Genomic DNA, 12,082 nt, shown 5'->3' on the forward strand with positions numbered 1-12,082 from the left:
GTCAGCGGCGGGTGAGCTCGAGGTAGATGAGGTTCTCGGTCTCGTCCCTGAAGAGTTCCTGCAGGCGGAGCTGGTTCCTGGGAACCTCGCTCATCCAGCCCGCGACGTCGGACTCCTCGCGGTAGATGAGCCACCAATCCATGCAGGCCTCCATGTAAGCCTTGAAGGCGGAGTCCTTGTGCGGATCGGCGTAATTGGCCAGGAGCAGCTTCCCGCCGGAGCGCAGCATGGAGAAGAGCTGTGCCGTCAGGCGGATGGCGATGGGCTGTGGGAGGTAGTCATAGAGCCCGGCCGCGTAGATGAAGTCCATCTCTTCGAACCGCAGTTGGTTGCGCAGGAGCTCTTTCACCGAGCCGGGCACTGGCTTGATGCCAAGGTGCCCGAGCTCGCTGTCGATCACCCCCAGGCTCCGCAAGTCCTGGTCGAGTGCCAGGAACTCACCCACCCGCCGCTGTCGCACGGCAAGTGAGCGCTGGGACTCTCGCAGGTGACCACACGCCACGGAGAGGACGCGGGCATCGGCTCGCTCCCCGGACACCCTGTCGATGCACTGCGCCAGGTAATTCCTCCGCCCTCGGAGGGAGGCGGTGCTCGGCTGCGTGCACAAGAAGCGATTGATCTCCACCCCGGTGGGCGTGGTGCCGAGGCGCTCGGGCGCATGGTCCTCGTAGACGAAGTCGAGCATCACCGCATCCCCCGCGTACCTGCGCGGCTTCTCGAAGCCCCGGCGCGTGAACGGGTCCTGATGGACGAGGGCTTGGATCGGATGGGCATGGCAGGTGTCGATGCAGAAGCGCCGCCAGTCCTCCGGGACGAGTGTGGCGCGCGCGTGCCCCAGAACCGAGAACAGGGTGCGCATGCCTTGAGAGACCTCACCGCCCACCAGTTGCGCATGGGCCAGGTCCAGGCCCTGTGTGAGAGGGAGCCGCCACTCCGAGGTCCATTCCCGGGGCGCGTGTTGCTCGTGCGAATTCTCAGCCACCCGTTGCTCGTCCGCGTGCATGTCTACTCTCGTTGGCTCGCCCCCCTCGCCCCCCCAGGTGCCGGACTCCGACGCCTGGGGTTCCGTTTGTGTGAGCTGATGCCCACGTTGAGTAAAATGACTCGTGGCGGTTCGCCTCTTCCTCGGCGGACTCGTCCTGCTTGCTGCCCTGGCGGACGCTCCCCGTGAGTTAGGTCCAAGGACTTATCAGGACGCGGGGCGGATTCCGGGCGCCCTGCTCAGAGCACCTTGCTCGCCACGGCGTCGAAAAGGAGGTTGGGCACCCACTTCGCCACTCCGACGGCACTGGCCATCTGCCAGGGGAAGCCGTACTCGGCCTCCGCGCGCAGGATGGCCTGACCCATCAACTCCACGGCCGCTTCCGCTTCCAGGAGAAAGGGCATGGTGTGCTGGATGTTGGCGGTCATCTCCGTCTTTACGAAGCCGGGCTTGATGCAGGTGACGCGCACCTGGGTTCCCTGGAGATCCACCCGCAAGCTCTCCAGGAAGGTATTGAGGAAGGCCTTGGACGCCGAGTAGGCCGCGTTCTGGGGCAGACCCCGGCAGCTCGCCAGGCTGGAGATGCCCACCAGATGCCCGTGGTTGCGCTCCACCATTCGTGGCAGCACCGCGGACAGCGTGGCTGCGGCCCCGGTGACGTTCACGTCGATGACCTTCTTCGCATGCTCCCAGGGGAAGTTCCGGGCATGGGTCTGCCCGCCCACGCCCGCGTTGGCCACCACCAGGTCCAGTCCGCCGCAAGAGTCGTCCAGCGCACGGACTCGCTCGAGCGTGGTGTCGGAGTGAGAGACGTCCAGCTCCACCGGCTCGATGTGGGCGCCGGCTGCCTTCGCCTCCTGCGCGAGCACCTCCAATTGGGTGCGGCGCCGGGCGGCTGCATACACCTTCACGCCGCGCCTGCCCAACCACAGTGCCAGACCGCGTCCGAGGCCACTGGAGGCCCCCGTTACCAGCGCTGTCCGATAGCTCATCTCTCTCATGCGCTTCCTCCCCTGGTCCGGGGACTTAGCGCGGGGGCTTCGGACGCAGCCAGCAGCGGCTTCCGGCCTTGTCAGCTCCTGGTCGAGTGCCAGCCTTCACGAGCACTTCGGGCGTGCTCGAGCGAGCGGCTCTACCTCCTGCGGGGTAGGGACCGAGGGCTCCTCGAAGTCCATCATCGGACGCATTCTCATGAATGGACTCCGAGGAGGAACATCCATGGACCTCGACTCGCGCGAGCGGGCGCTCACCTTGGAGCTGAAGGAGGCACTGGCCAGCTCCCTGGAGCTTTCGGTGGTGCTGTCCCGGATGAAGGGCGCGCTGTTCCAACTGTTCCCGGCAGAGCACGCGGCGTGGTGCATGTCCAAGCAGGGCCTCCCCGCCGGTTATGAATGGGTGGCAACGGACAGGCTGGCTGCGTTCCTGGCCCGGTACCGGGAGATGGCGGGCGGCGACTTCGTGCGTGGCACGGTGTCGCACCTGCCCAACGTGGTGTTCCGGGACTCGGAGATGGTTCCGCGCGCGGTGTTGGAGCGCAGCCGGCCCTACCAGCTCTGCCGTGAGCTGCGCACCCCCTTGGAGCACGTCATGTCGGTGCGGCTGGACATGAGACAGGGCTGGCACGGGGGATTGACGGTCTACCGGGAGCAACGCCTGTCATTCTCGGAGCGGGAGCGGGCCCTGCTGCAAGGGCTGACGCCCGCGCTGGCGCGGACGGTTCGTAACTGCCGGATGCTTGGCGCCGTGGTGAAGGGCCACCCGTTTCCTGAGGTGCTCCTGCACCAGCGCGACCTGGAGTGCCTCGTGCTCACCCCGGCCTTCGCGGAGGTGTTGCGCACGGCCCGGGTCACCGCATGGCTGGAGGCGTGGTTCTCCCCCTCCGAGCTCGGTCCTTCGGGGCTTCCAATAGAGTGGGTGGAACGGCTGGCCTGGCTCGGAAGCCTGCAGGAAGACGGCGAACCCGGGTTGGACAGATGGGAGTGTGTGCGCGGGGACCGGAGGTTGAGGGTGACGTTCATCCGGATGCCGGAGCAGGAAGGCCGGCGGTTGTGGACGCTGGTGCTCGAGGAGGAACCGTCGTACTTCATTCCCGTGCCCTCGGTCTGGCGGCCCCTACTCACCTGGCGCGAGACCGAGGTTCTCGGCCTCCTGCTCCAGGGCTATTTCATCGAGTCCATTGCCGTTCTCCTGGGCATCACGTGGCACACGGCGAATACTCATTGGAAGAACATCCGCAACGAGCTGAAGGTGGCGGACCGGGCGGAGCTCCTGTATCAGGCGGCTGTTCTCTCTCGAGAGGAACGGGAGTGAGCGGCCAGCTCCAATGCCTGCCCGCCCACGCCGATGCGGAAGGAGCCGCCGTCAGGGCTGCTTCTGCAACTGGAGCGTCAGTGACGTCATTCCGCCCGAGGCACCGAGGTTGACTGTGCCCGCAGAGAGGTGCTGCTCGGTGAGCTGGAACGCCAGGCCACCGGTGATGGTGTCGTTGCTGCTGACGTCGATATCCCAGACCTGGAACACCCACGGCTCCGCCAGCAACTGGCTCGCCCTCGCGGTGCACCCACCGCTGGTCCACGCCGGAGTGTAGCTCTCCACCTCAGGCGTTTCAGTGACGCTGGTCGACCCTGGGCACCGCATCGTGACGACGACGTCCGGTGCGGAGCCATCACCGTCCCAGTAGGTGCCATTGTCGTTGGAGGCGATGCGGGCCGAGACGGGCTGCACGCGCCAGACGCTGTCCGGGTCCACGCCGCACGTCTGGTCCGTCCTGCACACTTGGGTGGAACCACAAGCCATGCATGCGGCTCCCGTCTTGCCACAGGCTGAAGCAGTGGTGCCCGTCTGGCAGACATTGTTGAAGCAGCAGCCCGCGCAGTTCGAGGCGCTGCACTTCTGCTGGTTGCCGGTGTTTCCATTTCCTGAATCGCCGTCGTCACCGCCGCAGCCAACCAGTACGGACAGCGCGACGACGACCCCTGCCAGAAACCTGTTCATGTCTTCTCGATGAAGGGGGGAGGGTGCTGGAGGTGGGGACGACACCGGGACGGGCCCTTCCCCCTCTCGAAGGCCCGTCCCGGGAGCACCGGCCAGGGCCCGTGCTCGGCGCGCAAGATGCGCCGGTGGAGCGCGCCGTGTCTGTACCCCTCAAGAGGTACGCACCGGCTCTCGAGCGGCCCTGCCTGACACCCTGAGCGAGGGGGCACGCGCGCGCCTTCACTCCCAGTCGTTGGGCGGCCAGCACGCCGAGCCCGTGGTGGCACGATTTTTAATGCGGACCAACTTAGTCCTGTTTAAAGAGCCACCACGCACAGGCGCCCCCAAAGCTGGGGGCGCCCCATGGCTGGAGAGATTCCAAATGCTCCGGATGAGCAAGATGACCGACTACGGCATCGTGCTGCTGACCGAGTTGGCGCGCGCTGGGAACGAGACGCGCACGGCGAGGGAGTTGGCGGCCGGTACCGGTGTGCCTCTGCCCTCGGTGAGCAAGGTGCTCAAGGGGTTGCAGGGAGCTGGCCTGCTGGTATCTCACCGGGGCGCGAGTGGCGGCTACGGCCTATCCCGGCCCGCCGACCGCATTCCCCTCACGGAAATCATCTCCGCACTCGAGGGTCCCGTGTCCCTCACGGAGTGTGGGGTGCAGGGCGCCCATGCGCCGTCCGGCACCTGTGAGCTGGAGACGGTGTGTCGGGTGCGCGGCCATTGGCGCGTCATCAACCGCACCATCCAGGACGCACTGGGGCGGCTGACGCTCGCGGACCTGTGCGCGCCAGTGCCTCGCCTGGTGGGCCTCGGAGTGCCTGCCCACCCGACCGCTCCCGCCCAGAACTCCACCCCCAACCCTGCCACGGCCGGAGGAGCCCACTCATGAGCACGCAGACCATTCAGGAGCTCACCAAGCGTCAGTACGAGGCCGGCTTCGTCACCGACGTGGAGTCCGAGGCCATCCCTCCGGGGCTCAACGAGGACGTCATCCGCCTCATCTCGGCCAAGAAGGGCGAGCCGGACTTCATGCTCGAGTGGCGCCTGCGCGCCTACCGGCACTGGCTCACCCTGAAGGAGCCTCGCTGGCAGAAGGTGGAGTACTCGCCCATCAACTACCAGGACATCATTTATTACTCGGCTCCGAAGAAGAAGCCGAAGCTGGACAGCTTGGATCAGGTGGACCCGGAGATCCTCAAGACGTACGAGAAGCTCGGCATCCCGCTGCACGAGCAGAAGCTGATGCAGAACGTGGCGGTGGACGCGGTGTTCGACTCGGTGTCGGTGGCCACCACCTTCAAGGACAAGCTGGCCAAGGCCGGCGTCATCTTCTGCTCCTTCTCCGAGGCGGTGCGCGAGCACCCGGAGCTGGTGAAGAAGTACCTGGGCTCGGTGGTGCCGCACTCGGACAACTTCTTCGCGGCGCTCAACTCGGCGGTGTTCAGCGACGGCTCGTTCGTCTACGTGCCCAAGGGCGTGCGCTGCCCCATGGAGCTGTCCACCTACTTCCGCATCAACGCGGAGAACACCGGCCAGTTCGAGCGCACCCTCATCGTCGCCGACGAGGGCGCCTACGTGAGCTACCTCGAGGGCTGCACCGCGCCCATGCGCGACACCAACCAGCTCCACGCCGCCGTGGTGGAGCTCGTCGCGATGGAGGGGGCCACCATCAAGTACTCCACCGTGCAGAACTGGTATCCCGGTGACGAGCAGGGCCGCGGCGGCATCTACAACTTCGTCACCAAGCGCGGCATCGCCCACGACCGCGCCAAGATTTCCTGGACGCAGGTGGAGACGGGCTCGGCCATCACATGGAAGTACCCCAGCGTCATCCTCAAGGGGGATGACTCGGTGGGCGAGTTCTACTCCGTGGCGCTCGCCAACCACCGGCAGCAGGCGGACACCGGGACGAAGATGATTCACATTGGCCGCAACACGAAGAGCACCATCGTCTCCAAGGGGATTTCGGCGGGCCTGGGGCAGAACACCTACCGGGGCCTGGTGAAGGTGCTCAAGAGCGCTGAGGGTGCTCGCAACTACACCCAGTGCGACTCGTTGCTGCTGGGGAGCAAGTGTGGCGCCCACACGCTGCCGTACATCGAGGTGAAGAACTCCTCGGCGCAGGTGGAGCACGAGGCGTCCACGTCCAAGATTGGCGAGGACCAGCTCTTCTACTGCCAGCAGCGGGGTATCTCGAAGGAAGACGCCGTATCGATGATCGTCAATGGCTTCTGCCGGCAGGTCTTCAAGGAGCTGCCGATGGAGTTCGCCGTGGAGGCGCAGAAGCTGCTCAGCGTGAGTTTGGAAGGGAGCGTGGGATGAAGCCGCTGCTCAGCATCAAGGACCTGCACGTGCGCGTGGCGGGCCGCGAAGTCCTCAAGGGAATCGATCTGGAGCTCATGCCCGGCGAGGTGCACGCCATCATGGGCCCCAATGGCTCTGGCAAGAGCACGCTGTCGCAAGTGCTCTCCGGGCGCGATACGTACGAGGTGACGAAGGGCGAGGTGCTCTTCGACGGGAAGGACCTGCTGTCCATGCAGCCGGAGGACCGGGCCCACGCGGGCGTCTTCATGGCCTTCCAGTACCCGGTGGAGATTCCGGGCGTGGGCAACCTGCACTTCCTGCGCACGGCGCTCAACGCCCGGCGGCGCATCGAGGGCAAGGAGGAGCTGGACGCCATGGACTTCCTCCAGCTCGCTCGGGAGAAGTCCAAGCTGGTGCAGCTCGACCAGGCCTTCATGCAGCGCTCGGTGAACGAGGGCTTCTCCGGCGGTGAGAAGAAGCGCAACGAGATCTTCCAGATGGCGGTGCTGGAGCCGCGGCTGGCCATCCTCGACGAGACGGACTCGGGGCTGGACATCGACGCGCTGCGCATCGTCTCCGGAGGCATCAACGGGCTGCGCACGCCGGAGCGGAGCATGCTCGTCATCACGCACTACCAGCGGCTGCTGGAGTACGTGGTGCCGGACAAGGTGTCGGTGCTGGCGGCCGGGAAGATCGTCCGCACGGGCGGGCGCGAGCTGGCGCTGGAGCTGGAGAAGAAGGGCTACGCGTGGCTGGGCCAGGGTCAGGGCACTGGCGGCAAGGAGGCGAGGCCGTGACGGAGGCGGGGCTGCAGCACTACCTGGACCTGGCCGAGCGCTTCCAGGCGGAGCGGGCCGCGGGCGCCCCGGCGTGGCTGCGGGCCTTCCGGCAGGAGGGCATCGCGCAGCTCGCGCGGCAGGGCTTCCCCACGACGAAGCTCGAGGACTGGAAGTACACGAACGTGGCTCCCATCTCCGGCCAGGCCTTCAGCCCCGTGCGCACCGTGCACGAGGCGGGGGTAGAGGCGGCGGTGGCGCGGCTGGCGCTGCCGGGGACGGGGCCGATGCTGGTGTTCGTGGATGGCTGGTACGTCCGGGAGCTGTCGCGGCTGGAGGGCCTGCCCGAGGGTCTCACGGTGCGCAGCCTGCGCGAGGCGTTGCAGGACGGCGAGCCGTTGGAGACGCTGGTGGGCAGCCGGGCGCGTGCGGAGGCCAGTGCCTTCACCGCGCTCAACGCGGCGCTGTTGGAGGAGGGGGCGGTGGTGAAGGTGGCGCCGGGGACGGTGTGCTCCGAGCCCGTGCAGCTGCTCTTCCTCGCGCGAGGTGACAAGCACGTGGCGCTGTCCAGCCCCCGGGTGGTGGTGCAGGCGGGCGATAACAGCGAGCTGATGCTGGTGGAGAGCTACGTAGGCGCGGCGCCGGGCGTCTCCTTCACCAATGCGGTGACGGAGGTGGTGCTGGGCGCTGGGGCGCGGCTCACGCACCTCAAGCTGCAGGCTGAGTCGGAGGCGGCCTTCCACATCGGCGGCCTGCACGTGGAGCTGGGGCGTGACAGCCGCTTCGCCTCGCACCTCATCTCCCTGGGCGGGGCGCTCGCGCGCAACGAGGTGCACTCCGCCTTCGGGGCCGAGGGCGGCGAGTGCACCCTGCAGGGCCTGTACGTGGGCCACGGCACGCAGCACCTGGACAACTGGACGAACCTGGACCACGCGCACCCGCGCTGCTCCAGCCGCGAGCTGTACAAGGGCGTGCTGGACGACAAGGCGCGCGGTACCTTCCACGGCAAGGTGCTGGTGCGTCCGGACGCGCAGCAGACGGATGCGCGACAGGCCAACCGCAACCTCCTGCTCTCGGAGGCGGCGATGGCGGATGCTCGGCCGCAGCTCGAAATCCTCGCGGATGACGTGAAGTGCGCGCACGGTGCGACGGTGGGCCGGCTGGACGAGCAGGCGCTCTTCTACCTGCGCTCGCGGGGCATCTCCCGGGCGGAGGCGGAGTCGTTGCTGACGCACGCCTTCGCTACCGAGGTGGTGGGCGCTGTTCCCTTGGCGTCGCTGAGGGATCAGGTGGAGGAGCTGCTGGCTCGCAAGCTCCCGGGAGCGAAGGAGGGACGGGCATGAGCGGAGCACCTTTCGACGTGGCGCGCATCCGCGCGGACTTCCCCATCCTTCACCAGGAGGTGCGGGGTCGGCCGCTGGTGTACCTGGACAGCGCGGCGACGACACAAAAGCCCCAGGCCGTCATCGACGCACTGGTTCGCTACTACACGCACGACAACGCCAACGTGCACCGCGGCGTGCACGCGCTCTCCGAGCGGGCCACCCTGGCCTACGAGGGTGCTCGCGAGCGGGTGCGCCGGTTCATCAACGCGCGCGAGACGAAGGAGATCATCTTCGTGCGCGGCTGCACCGAGGCCATCAACCTGGTGGCGCAGTCCTACGGGCGCAGCAAGGTGGGCCCCGGTGACGAGGTGCTCATCACCGCCATGGAGCACCACTCCGACATCGTCCCCTGGCAGATGCTCTGCCAGCAGGTGGGCGCCACGCTGAAGATGCTCCCGGTGGACGAGAAGGGAGACCTGCGGCTGGAGCAGCTCGAGTCGATGCTGACGGAGCGCACGCGCCTGCTCGCGGTGACGCACGTATCCAACGCGCTCGGTACGGTGAACCCGGTGCGCGACATCATCAAGCGAGCCCACGCGCGGGGCGTGCCGGTGCTGGTGGATGGGGCCCAGGCGCTGGCGCACTTCCGGGTGGACGTGCAGGACCTGGACTGCGACTTCTACGCGTTCTCCGGGCACAAGATGTTCGGGCCCACGGGCATTGGCGTGCTCTACGGCAAGGCCTCGGTGCTGGAGTCGATGCCGCCATGGCAGGGCGGTGGAGACATGATCCTCTCCGTCACCATGGAGAAGACGGTCTACAACCGGCTGCCGTACCGCCTCGAAGCGGGCACTCCGGACATCTCCGGCGCGGTGGGGCTGGCGGCGGCGATGGACTACCTCGACTCGGTGGGGCTGGACGCCATCTCCGCGCATGACCAGGCGCTGCTGGAGTACGGGACGCGGGCGCTGGAGAGCGTGCCGGGCTTGAAGCTGTTCGGCCGGGCGCGAGAGCGCTCCGGAGTGCTGTCCTTCCTCATGGAGGATGTGCACGCGCACGACGTGGGCACCATCCTGGACCGTGAGGGCGTGGCCATCCGGGCCGGGCATCACTGCGCGCAGCCGCTGCTGTCGTGCTTCGGGGTGGCGGCCACGGTGCGTGCGTCGCTGGCCATGTACAACACGCGCGAGGACATCGACGCGCTGGTGCGTGGCCTCCACAAGGTGCGGGAGGTGTTCGCATGAGCTCGGACCTGCAGGACCTCTACCAAGAGGTGGTGCTGGAGCACGGCAAGCGTCCTCGCAACTTCCGCGAGGTGGAGGGCGCCACCGCGCGGGCCGACGGTTACAACCCACTCTGTGGGGATCAGCTCACGGTGACGCTCCGGATGGAGGGAGACGTCATCAAGGACGTGGGCTTCGTGGGGCAGGGGTGCGCCATCTCCCGGGCCTCGGCGTCGCTGATGACGGGGGCGGTGAAGGAGCTGTCCCGAGAGGACGCGGAGCGGCTCTTCGAGCTGGTGCACAAGCTGGTGACGGAGGGCCCCGAGGGCCTGGACACAGAGGCCCTGGGCAAGATGGCGGTGCTGTCCGGGGTGAATGCGTTTCCGGCCCGGGTGAAGTGCGCGAGCCTCGCGTGGCATGCGCTGCGCGCGGCGCTCGAGGGCAAGGAGTCCTCGGTCTCGACGGAGTAGGGAGGAAGCTCGGATGAGAGGTTTGCTGACGCCACTCGCGCGCGACTGCGAAGTGACGATGATTCCCAGTGGCGAGCGGGTGACGGTGCCCGCGGGCACTGAGGTGCGGGTGCTCCAGACGCTCGGCGGCAACGTGACCGTGCAGGGCGACTACGGGCAGCTCATGCGCATCGACGAGAAGGACGCCGAGGTGCTGGGCGCCGACTATCTCGCGCAGAACCCGAAGTCCGCCGAGCCCCAGGCCCAGCCCGCCGAGGGCACCTTCGACGAGGAGCGCGTCTGGGAGCAGCTCCGCACGGTGTACGACCCGGAGATTCCGGTGAACATCGTGGAGCTGGGGCTGGTGTACTCCTGCAAGGCCACGCCGCTGCCCGAGGGCGGTCACCGGGTGGAGATTCAGATGACGGTGACGGCGCCAGGGTGCGGCATGGGGCCGGTGCTGGTGGATGACGTGCGCCAGAAGGTGACGGGCCTGCCCGGGGTGAAGGAGGCGGACGTCCAGCTCGTGTGGGAGCCGCCATGGGACCAGAGCCGCATGTCGGACGTGGCGCGGTTGCAGCTCGGGTGGATGTAGCCCCAGGTCCTCCTGTGCGTGTCCCCTCTCCCCCTGGGAGAGGGTTAGGGTGAGGGTCTGAATTCAGGCCCGAGCCGGGCCGTCAGGAGGGGATATGCGAAAGCCAGTCTGGAGTGGTCTCGTTCTCTGTGCCCTGCTCGGATGCTCGGGGCCGAAGTCCTCGACGGGGGGTGAGGCTCCCCAGCCATCCCCCAGCGCTGAGAGCCCCACGGCCGCACCGGTGGAGGCACCTCCGGCCGAGCCGCGGGCTCCCGCCGACGCAGCCGCCACGCCCAAGCCGCTTCAGGTGACTGCGTCTCCAGCCTCCAAGGACGACATCATCATCAAGGGCGTCGAGCTCCAGGGCGACACGCTGGTGGTGAGGGTGATGCACGGGGGCGGCTGCAAGGAGCACACGTACGAGCTGCTCTGGAATGGCAGCTTCCAGAAGTCCGCGGCGGGTGAGGCGCAGGCGGAGCTGGTGCTGGCCCACGACGCGAACGGGGATTCGTGCGAGGCGCTGCTGAACCGGACCGCGAGCTTCGAGCTTGGCCCGCTGAAGCAGCGCTGGCGTGAGCAGAACAAGAGCGAGCACGGCGCGGTCGAGCTGCGCTTCGCCGGCTCGCAGGTCACCGGCCGTTACACGTTCTGAGCAGGGCCGGCGGAAGGCCGGCCCCAGCGCGAGCTCACGGCGTCGCGAGGTCCGGCGCCGGGGCGCTCTCCGGGGCCGCCGGCGCGGGCGGGAGGTTCAGCTCCTCCGCGCGGGGCTGCTGCCGGGTGACGGCGGTAATGAGGGTCTCCAGGTGGCCGAAGAAGCCGATGGCCTCCAGGGGCCGGTTGAGCCACCCGGTGGTGATGCAGTAGTGGCGCGTGTGGGGCGCGGTGTGGTGCACGTCATGGTGCTCGCGGCCGAGGATGATGCCTCGGGCCTGCAGCCATGCCACCACGGGGGAGACGTGCGGCGCGTGCGACCACTTGTGGAACTGGTTGGTCCCGAAGACGCCCAGGCACAGCATCAGCACGAAGGTGAGCGCGGACGAGGCCAGCGGCGCCTCGGGCCCCGAGGGCAGCAGCAGCGCGAGTGCCAGCACCGGCACGCTCACCAGGCAGTTGTGCCCGTTGGTGGCCACGAAGCCGTGGCGGGTGATGTCGAGCGGATCCTCGTGGTGGACGCGGAAGGGGGTGACGAAGGTCTTCCCCAGCACCGGCGTGGTCCGCGAGAACCACGTGTCGAACAGCCAGTGCACCAGTCCGGACACGAGGTCGGCCGTCACGAAGCCCAGCACCCCGCTCACGGCGATCATCACCACCGTCTGCGAGCCCGCCGCTTGCACCACGCGCCGCGCGAGCAGTGCACACAGGACGAAGAAGAGGACGACGCCGAGCTTCTCCTGCCACTGGCTGGGACGGGCTTGGGTGGACGTAGGGGTGGACATTCAGGGTTCCTGGGGTGGAGGCATGGACCCGAGT

13 protein-coding genes are annotated in these 12,082 nt (G+C 67.7%); 9 read left to right on the forward strand and 4 right to left on the reverse strand.

Features of this window, described 5'->3' with window-relative positions; all coding sequences use genetic code 11:
• Position 1: 1 nt before the first annotated feature.
• Positions 2-982: a class I SAM-dependent methyltransferase gene (locus tag OV287_RS09655; RefSeq protein WP_267533710.1), complete on the reverse strand. Its 981-nt coding sequence runs from the start codon at positions 980-982 to the stop codon at positions 2-4.
• A gap of 239 nt (positions 983-1,221) precedes the next feature.
• Positions 1,222-1,974 (reverse strand): SDR family NAD(P)-dependent oxidoreductase, encoded by a 753-nt coding sequence (locus tag OV287_RS09660; RefSeq protein ID WP_267533711.1) that lies wholly within the window; start codon positions 1,972-1,974, stop codon positions 1,222-1,224.
• Positions 1,975-2,200: 226 nt separating this feature from the next.
• On the opposite strand from OV287_RS09660, the gene OV287_RS09665 reads away from it, so the two are divergent.
• The gene (locus OV287_RS09665) at positions 2,201-3,292 is read left to right on the forward strand and encodes a response regulator transcription factor (RefSeq protein ID WP_267533712.1); all 1,092 of its coding nucleotides are present in this window, start codon (positions 2,201-2,203) and stop codon (positions 3,290-3,292) included.
• Positions 3,293-3,343: 51 nt separating this feature from the next.
• Here OV287_RS09665 and OV287_RS09670 read toward each other — a convergent pair whose 3' ends face one another.
• Complete coding sequence (locus OV287_RS09670; protein WP_267533713.1) at positions 3,344-3,976, reverse strand: hypothetical protein; 633 nt, start codon at positions 3,974-3,976, stop codon at positions 3,344-3,346.
• A gap of 361 nt (positions 3,977-4,337) precedes the next feature.
• On the opposite strand from OV287_RS09670, the gene OV287_RS09675 reads away from it, so the two are divergent.
• The 8 genes from OV287_RS09675 to OV287_RS09710 all read left to right on the forward strand — a co-directional run bounded on the left by OV287_RS09675 (position 4,338) and on the right by OV287_RS09710 (position 11,264).
• Complete coding sequence (locus OV287_RS09675) at positions 4,338-4,850, forward strand: SUF system Fe-S cluster assembly regulator (protein WP_267533714.1); 513 nt, start codon at positions 4,338-4,340, stop codon at positions 4,848-4,850.
• The gene (sufB, locus tag OV287_RS09680; RefSeq protein WP_267533715.1) at positions 4,847-6,283 is read left to right on the forward strand and encodes a Fe-S cluster assembly protein SufB; all 1,437 of its coding nucleotides are present in this window, start codon (positions 4,847-4,849) and stop codon (positions 6,281-6,283) included. Before OV287_RS09675 ends, sufB begins: the two co-directional genes overlap by 4 nt.
• Complete coding sequence (sufC, locus tag OV287_RS09685) at positions 6,280-7,062, forward strand: Fe-S cluster assembly ATPase SufC (RefSeq protein WP_267533716.1); 783 nt, start codon at positions 6,280-6,282, stop codon at positions 7,060-7,062. Before sufB ends, sufC begins: the two co-directional genes overlap by 4 nt.
• Entirely contained in the window at positions 7,059-8,384 is a 1,326-nt protein-coding gene (gene sufD, locus OV287_RS09690; protein ID WP_267533717.1) for a Fe-S cluster assembly protein SufD, read from the forward strand. The genes sufC and sufD overlap by 4 nt, the downstream gene beginning before the upstream one ends.
• Positions 8,381-9,610 carry a cysteine desulfurase gene (locus OV287_RS09695; protein WP_267533718.1) on the forward strand — a complete coding sequence of 410 codons (1,230 nt, stop codon included), beginning with the start codon at positions 8,381-8,383 and terminating at the stop codon, positions 9,608-9,610. The genes sufD and OV287_RS09695 overlap by 4 nt, the downstream gene beginning before the upstream one ends.
• Positions 9,607-10,059, forward strand: a complete 453-nt coding sequence (gene sufU / locus OV287_RS09700) for a Fe-S cluster assembly sulfur transfer protein SufU (RefSeq protein ID WP_267533719.1) — start codon at positions 9,607-9,609, stop codon at positions 10,057-10,059. The genes OV287_RS09695 and sufU overlap by 4 nt, the downstream gene beginning before the upstream one ends.
• Before the next feature lie 13 nt (positions 10,060-10,072).
• Complete coding sequence (gene sufT / locus OV287_RS09705) at positions 10,073-10,633, forward strand: putative Fe-S cluster assembly protein SufT (RefSeq protein WP_267533720.1); 561 nt, start codon at positions 10,073-10,075, stop codon at positions 10,631-10,633.
• 94 nt (positions 10,634-10,727) lie between these two features.
• The gene (locus OV287_RS09710; RefSeq protein ID WP_267533721.1) at positions 10,728-11,264 is read left to right on the forward strand and encodes a hypothetical protein; all 537 of its coding nucleotides are present in this window, start codon (positions 10,728-10,730) and stop codon (positions 11,262-11,264) included.
• Between the two features lie 34 nt (positions 11,265-11,298).
• Here OV287_RS09710 and OV287_RS09715 read toward each other — a convergent pair whose 3' ends face one another.
• Complete coding sequence (locus OV287_RS09715; RefSeq protein WP_267533722.1) at positions 11,299-12,048, reverse strand: fatty acid desaturase family protein; 750 nt, start codon at positions 12,046-12,048, stop codon at positions 11,299-11,301.
• Between the last annotated feature and the right edge of the window lie 34 nt (positions 12,049-12,082).

It is taken from the genome of Archangium lansingense (assembly GCF_026626635.1).
Classification (GTDB): domain Bacteria; phylum Myxococcota; class Myxococcia; order Myxococcales; family Myxococcaceae; genus Archangium; species Archangium lansingense.

Coding starts and splice junctions, on each gene's coding strand:
- sufB (WP_267533715.1), top strand. CDS start 4,847: ATGAGCACGCAGACCATTCAGGAGCTCACCAAGCGTCAGTACGAGGCC.
- OV287_RS09665 (WP_267533712.1), top strand. CDS start 2,201: ATGGACCTCGACTCGCGCGAGCGGGCGCTCACCTTGGAGCTGAAGGAG.
- OV287_RS09710 (WP_267533721.1), top strand. CDS start 10,728: ATGCGAAAGCCAGTCTGGAGTGGTCTCGTTCTCTGTGCCCTGCTCGGA.
- sufU (WP_267533719.1), top strand. CDS start 9,607: ATGAGCTCGGACCTGCAGGACCTCTACCAAGAGGTGGTGCTGGAGCAC.
- OV287_RS09670 (WP_267533713.1), bottom strand. CDS start 3,976: ATGAACAGGTTTCTGGCAGGGGTCGTCGTCGCGCTGTCCGTACTGGTT.
- sufC (WP_267533716.1), top strand. CDS start 6,280: ATGAAGCCGCTGCTCAGCATCAAGGACCTGCACGTGCGCGTGGCGGGC.
- OV287_RS09675 (WP_267533714.1), top strand. CDS start 4,338: ATGCTCCGGATGAGCAAGATGACCGACTACGGCATCGTGCTGCTGACC.
- OV287_RS09695 (WP_267533718.1), top strand. CDS start 8,381: ATGAGCGGAGCACCTTTCGACGTGGCGCGCATCCGCGCGGACTTCCCC.
- sufT (WP_267533720.1), top strand. CDS start 10,073: ATGAGAGGTTTGCTGACGCCACTCGCGCGCGACTGCGAAGTGACGATG.
- OV287_RS09660 (WP_267533711.1), bottom strand. CDS start 1,974: ATGAGCTATCGGACAGCGCTGGTAACGGGGGCCTCCAGTGGCCTCGGA.
- OV287_RS09715 (WP_267533722.1), bottom strand. CDS start 12,048: ATGTCCACCCCTACGTCCACCCAAGCCCGTCCCAGCCAGTGGCAGGAG.